We start from the raw sequence: 5,357 nt of genomic DNA on the forward strand, positions 1-5,357 counted from the left end.
CGCCGGCGCCGCGCACCGGGCTACGGTGGCCGGGTACCGGCTGTCCACCGAACCGCCCGCCACCGCGCGGGCCGCTGCCGGCGGCCCGCCGGGCGGCCACCACCCCCGAGGAGCCCCGTCATGGGCGATGTCCCTGTCCTGTCGTCCCCGCACGGCCTGTCCCTGCCCGCCATCGGCCTGGGCACCTACAAGCTGAAGGGCGCCGCCGGTGTCGAGGCGATCGGCGCCGGACTGCGCGCCGGCTACCGGCTGCTGGACTCGGCCGCCAACTACGACAACGAAGGAGCCGTCGGCCGCGCCGTCCGGCACTCGGCGGTCCCGCGCGAGGAGATCGTCGTCACCTCCAAGCTGCCCGGCCGCCACCACCGCCACGCCGATGCCCTCGCCGCCGTCGAGGAGTCCGTCTACCGCAGCGGCCTGGAGTACCTGGACCTCTACCTCATCCACTGGCCGAACCCCCGCACCGACCGGTACGTCGAGGCGTGGCAGGCGCTGGTCGAGGCGCGGGACCGCGGGCTGGTGCGGGCCATCGGCGTCTGCAACTTCCTGCCCGAGCACCTCGACCGCCTCACCGCCGAGACCGGGGTGACGCCCGCGGTGAACCAGATCGAACTGCACCCCTACTTCCCGCAGAACGAGCAGCGCGCCTACGACGCCGACCACGGCATCCTCACCCAGTCGTGGAGCCCGCTGGCGCGCGCCCGCGACCTCTTCGACGAGCCGGTGCTGACCGGGATCGCCAAGAACCTCGGGGTCACCGTGGCGCAGCTGGTCCTCCGCTGGCACCTCCAGCTCGGCGCGATCCCGCTGCCCAAGGCCACCTCGCCCGAACGGCAGGCTGCCAACCTGGACGTGTTCGGCTTCGAGCTGAGCGACGAGGAGATGGCGCGGATCGCCTCGCTGGCGCGCCCCGAGGGCCGGCTCGCCGACCAGGACCCCGCGCACTACGAGGAGTTCTGAGAGGCGGCGCCCCGCCTTCACGCTCGAGCCCCGCCGTCGTCCCGGACCCGCCGCGCGCGGGTTCCGGGACGACGCCCCGGCCCTGTCCCGCACACATGATCAGAGGTAGAGGCCGTCGCCGGTGGACGCACGGTCCTGGGCGGCGCCGGGGTCCGCGCCGCGGCGCAGCGCGAACAGCTCCGCCAACGTGGCGCCCTCGCGCCCGACGCCCTCCTCGCCGCCCAGCCACTCCACCGACTCCCGCCGGGAGAGCCTGCCGACCTCGATGCGGGCCAGGCACCGCCCGGGCCGCACCACCGCGGGATGCAGCCGCTCCAGGTCCTCGTTGGTGGTGATGCCGACGAGGACGCGGCGGCCCTGTCCCAGCAGGCCGTCCGTGAGGTTCAGCAGCCGGGACATGGCCTGGCCGGCAGCGTCCTTGGCGCCGCCGCGGATCAGCTCGTCGCAGTCCTCCAGCAGCAGCAGCCGCCACCGGCCGTCGTCCTCGTCGTCCGGTTCCTCGCCGATGGCCACGTCCATCAGGTAGCCGACGTCGTTGAACAGCCGCTCCGGGTCCAGGACGCAGTCGACCTGGCACCAGTCGCGCCAGGAGCGCGCCAGGGTGCGCAGGACCGAGGTCTTGCCGGTGCCCGGCGGGCCGTGCAGCAGCACCAGCCGGCCCGACACGTCCTCGGCGGTGGTCGCCATCAGCCGGTCCATCGCGGTCGCCACCGGCGCCGCGTAGTTGGGACGGGCCTCCGGCCACGACGCGGCGCTGATGCTGCGCGCCGTGCGGACCGGGCCGTTGCTGGGGGAGAAGTGCCAGAACCCCATCGAGACTTGCGCGGGTTCGGTCTCCTCCGGCTGCTCCGCCCCGTCCACGGCCTCCTTCAGCGCCCGCTCGGCGACCTCGTCACTGCGGGCGACGACGGTCACCTGCGCGCCGAACTGCCAGCGCTGGGCGCGCACGAGGAACCCGTCCCCGGCGGCGAGCACCGCGTCGTTGTCGGAGCCGCGGGAACTGTGGCGGATCCGGACGTCGGCGGGGAGCAGGCTGTGCTCCTCCCGGACCTGGCGGAGCCGTCGGCTCCGGGCGTAGGGGTAGTCCCCCGAGGCGTAGCCGGCGATGAGGAGGGCGTCGATGACCTCCCCGGGGGAGGTGGGGTCGTTGACGACGAGACCGAAGGGCGGCTGTTCCTCCGAGCGGGACGGGCGGTGATCGGCGTGCATACCGCCCATGATCGGCCATCGGGCGCCCCGGGCGCACGTACTTATGCGCGAGCCGACCCAGGGGCGCGACGCCTCCTTCGCACCGCACGGCCGGGCGCCGCCCGCCGCCACGGGCGGCGGCACCCCGGCGGCCTGCGGCGGCGCGCCGTGTGACCGTGCGTCAGATGGCGCGGGCGGGTGTGCGAGGGTGTACCTCCCCGAGGAACGGATGTGCGGTACAGCGCGCGTCCGGCGGCACGCCGTGGGGTGGTGCGCCCCGGCAGTGCGCCTGGCCGTCACGACCCCGGTGTGTTCGTCAACACCCTTGCGGGAAAGGTGAATCATGGGTCCGGGATACTCTGCCGCCTTGGCGGGGCGTTAGGGTGGATCGCCCCGGACCGGGTGGCCCAGTTACGGGTGGGAGAGGCATGGATCGGATAACAGTGCGCAGCAGGCCCCGTGTGCCTGCGGTCGAGTGCCGGAGCGGTGCGTCCGGACCGCGCCTTGAGCGCCATCTGAGCGTGCTCGCGGGTCCCGCCGTTCCGCAGCAGGACTCGGAGGACGCCACCAGGCTGATGCAGGAGCTGACCCGGCGCGACGCGCGCCCGGCACCGGCTTCCCGCGGGGCCCGGGTGCACCTCCTGGCTCCGCTGCGGCGGCTCCGCCGCACGCTCTTCGGCGGTCGCGGCTGACCGCCGACGACACTCCGCCCGACGGCCCGTCGGCGGGTGGTGGACCGTCCCCGGACGGCCCCCGCCCCGACGGGCCCTCGGCACGCGGTCACGAGGTCGGCGACGGCCTCTCCCGGTGCCCGCTCTCCCGGCGCCGGACGCCGCGCCCACCGGACTGCGGCCCGCGCGACCTCAGCGCGGGTCGGCGTCCACCGACACCGCGAACGAGAACCGGTCCCCCCGGTAGTGGATACGGACGACGTCCACGATCCGGCCCCGGTCGTCGTAGGAGATGCCGGTACAGTGCAGGATCGGGCTGAGCAGCGGGACCTCCAGCAGCCGCGCCGTCCCCGGGTCGGCCAGCCGGGACTGAACCGTGTTGTCGATCCGGCGCACCGCCACCCCCGCCTCGTCCCGCAGCACCTTCGTCATCGGCCACCGCTCCAGCAGGTCGGCGTCCACCCGCTCGGCGATGTCCGGCGGCAGCAGGTTCTCGGCCCAGTTGGTCGGCTCACCGCTCTCCGGGTCGCGCCGCAGCCGCCGGAACGCCACCACCTCGTCCAGCCCCGGGAAGTGCTCCGCCACCTCGGGCGGGACACCGGTCCGCTGCCGGGCCAGCAGCGTGCTCAGCTCCCCGGACTGCTGCGCCACGATGGCGTCGACCGAGCCGAGCAGCGGCACCGGTGTGCCGCGCGGCACGTCGGGTTCGATGAAGGTGCCGCGGCGCCGGTGGCGGCTGATCAGCCCCTCGGTCTCCAACTCCTTCAGGGCCTGCCGCATGGTGAGGACGCTGACGCCGTAGTGGCCTGCCAGCCGTTCCTCGGTCGGCAGGCGCAGCGGCTCCTGCGGCCGCCGGCCGAGTATGGAGGCGCGGAGCGACTGCGAGACCTGGTACCACAGCGGCAGCTTGCGGTTCAGCTCGACGGTGTCGGGGGCGAAGACGCTCATGCCGTACTCCCGGGGGCGCGGGGCTCAGGAACGGAAGTTCCGCCGGAGACCGTCCCACACGGTGTCGTAGTCCTGCTGGAGGTGCCCGGCGGAGCGTGCCTGCCCGGCCAGGGTGACCGGCCAGCGCGTCTCGAACATGAACGCCAGTCCGTCGTCCACCTTCTGCGGCACCAGGTCCGCGTCGCTCGCCCGGTCGAAGGTTTCCCGGTCGGGGCCGTGCGCGGACATCATATTGTGCAGTGAACCGCCCCCCGGGAGGAAGCCCGCCGCCTTGGCGTCGTAGGCCCCTTCGATCAACCCCATGTACTCGCTCATCACGTTGCGGTGGAAATAGGGCGGCCGGAAGGTGTCCTCGCCGACCAGCCAGCGGGGCGCGAAGACCACGAAGTCCGCGTTGGCCAGACCCGGGGTGTCCGACGGCGAGGTGAGCACCGTGAAGATCGAGGGGTCGGGGTGGTCGTAGCTGATGGTGCCGATGACGTTGAAGCGGCGCAGGTCGTAGACGTACGGCACGTGGTTGCCGTGCCAGGCGACCACGTCGAGCGGTGAGTGGTCCAGCGTGGCGGACCAGAGGTTGCCGCAGAACTTGGTGACGACCTCCACCGGGCGGTCCACGTCGTCGAAGGCGGCCGTCGGAGCCAGGAAGTCGCGGGCATCGGCCAGGCCGTTGGCGCCGATCGGTCCGAGTTCCGGCAGTTCGAAAGGGGCGCCGTAGTTCTCGCAGACGTACCCGCGGACGCTCTCGCCGGCCGCGACGTCGACGGCGAACCGCACCCCGCGCGGCACCAGCGCCACGTGGCCCGGCGGGACGGTCAGCGGGCCGAACTCGGTCCGCAGCTCCAGGGTGCCGCGCTCCGGGACGATCAGCAGCTCGCCGTCGGAGTTGCCGAACACCCGGTCCGGCATCGAGGTGTCGGCACGGTAGAGGTGGATCGCCATGCCGCTGCGCTGCCGGGCGTCCCCGTTGCCCCCGAGCGTCCACAGGCCGTCGACGAAGTCCGTGCCCGCCGCCGGGGCGGGCAGCGGGTCCCAGCGCAGCCGGTTCGGATCGGGGACGGTCTCGTCGAAGGGCGCCGACCGCAGGTCGCGGTTGTCGACGCGGGTGAGCGCCGGGTGGGCCGCCGAGGGCCGCACCCGGTACAGCCAGGAGCGCCGGGTGCGTGCCCGGGGCTCGGTGAAGGCGCTGCCCGAGAGCTGCTCGGCGTAGAGCCCGAGGGGTGCGCGCTGCGGGGAGTTGCGGTCCCGGGGGAGCGCGCCGGGGACGGCCTCGCTCTGGTGCTCGTTCCCGAAGCCGCTCAGCAGGGCGCGGCCGCCGGGGCCGGTCCCGATCGCCGGCGTGCCGGCCGTCGTCCGCGCGTCGTGGTGGTCCGTCATTGCGCCCTCGGCATCCCCGGTGCACCACCGGTCGCTCCGCGGGGTGCCGGGCACCCCGAGATTCCTTTGTCAGACCATAGGAATAGGGGTGACGTCACGTCAACGCCCGCGCACCTGATCGGGCCACGTGTCCGCCGGTCGCCGGAGCGCGGGACGTTGTCCGGCCGCGCCGGGGCGGCGCGCCCGCGGCGGCCGGTGCCCCGGGCACCGGCCGCC

5 protein-coding genes are annotated in these 5,357 nt (G+C 74.1%); 2 read left to right on the forward strand and 3 right to left on the reverse strand.

The window, feature by feature from the left end; translation table 11 throughout:
* The first annotated feature begins 120 nt into the window (after nucleotides 1-120).
* Entirely contained in the window at nucleotides 121-960 is an 840-nt protein-coding gene (locus HCN52_RS21550; protein ID WP_168090108.1) for an aldo/keto reductase, read from the forward strand.
* 99 nt (nucleotides 961-1,059) lie between these two features.
* On the opposite strand, the gene HCN52_RS21555 is transcribed toward HCN52_RS21550, so the two are convergent.
* Complete coding sequence (locus tag HCN52_RS21555; protein ID WP_168090109.1) at nucleotides 1,060-2,169, reverse strand: DUF5925 domain-containing protein; 1,110 nt, start codon at nucleotides 2,167-2,169, stop codon at nucleotides 1,060-1,062.
* 407 nt (nucleotides 2,170-2,576) lie between these two features.
* Between HCN52_RS21555 and HCN52_RS21560 the strand changes: the two genes are divergently transcribed.
* On the forward strand, nucleotides 2,577-2,840 hold the full coding sequence (locus tag HCN52_RS21560; protein WP_168090110.1) for a hypothetical protein: 264 nt from the start codon (nucleotides 2,577-2,579) through the stop codon (nucleotides 2,838-2,840).
* A 171-nt stretch (nucleotides 2,841-3,011) separates the two neighbouring features.
* Here HCN52_RS21560 and HCN52_RS21565 read toward each other — a convergent pair whose 3' ends face one another.
* Nucleotides 3,012-3,767: a GntR family transcriptional regulator gene (locus tag HCN52_RS21565; protein WP_168090111.1), complete on the reverse strand. Its 756-nt coding sequence runs from the start codon at nucleotides 3,765-3,767 to the stop codon at nucleotides 3,012-3,014.
* A gap of 24 nt (nucleotides 3,768-3,791) precedes the next feature.
* Nucleotides 3,792-5,141, reverse strand: a complete 1,350-nt coding sequence (gene hmgA / locus HCN52_RS21570) for a homogentisate 1,2-dioxygenase (RefSeq protein WP_168090112.1) — start codon at nucleotides 5,139-5,141, stop codon at nucleotides 3,792-3,794.
* Nucleotides 5,142-5,357: the final 216 nt, after the last annotated feature.

Origin of the sequence: Streptomyces bohaiensis (assembly GCF_012033785.1) — a bacterium.
Classification (GTDB): domain Bacteria; phylum Actinomycetota; class Actinomycetes; order Streptomycetales; family Streptomycetaceae; genus Streptomyces; species Streptomyces bohaiensis.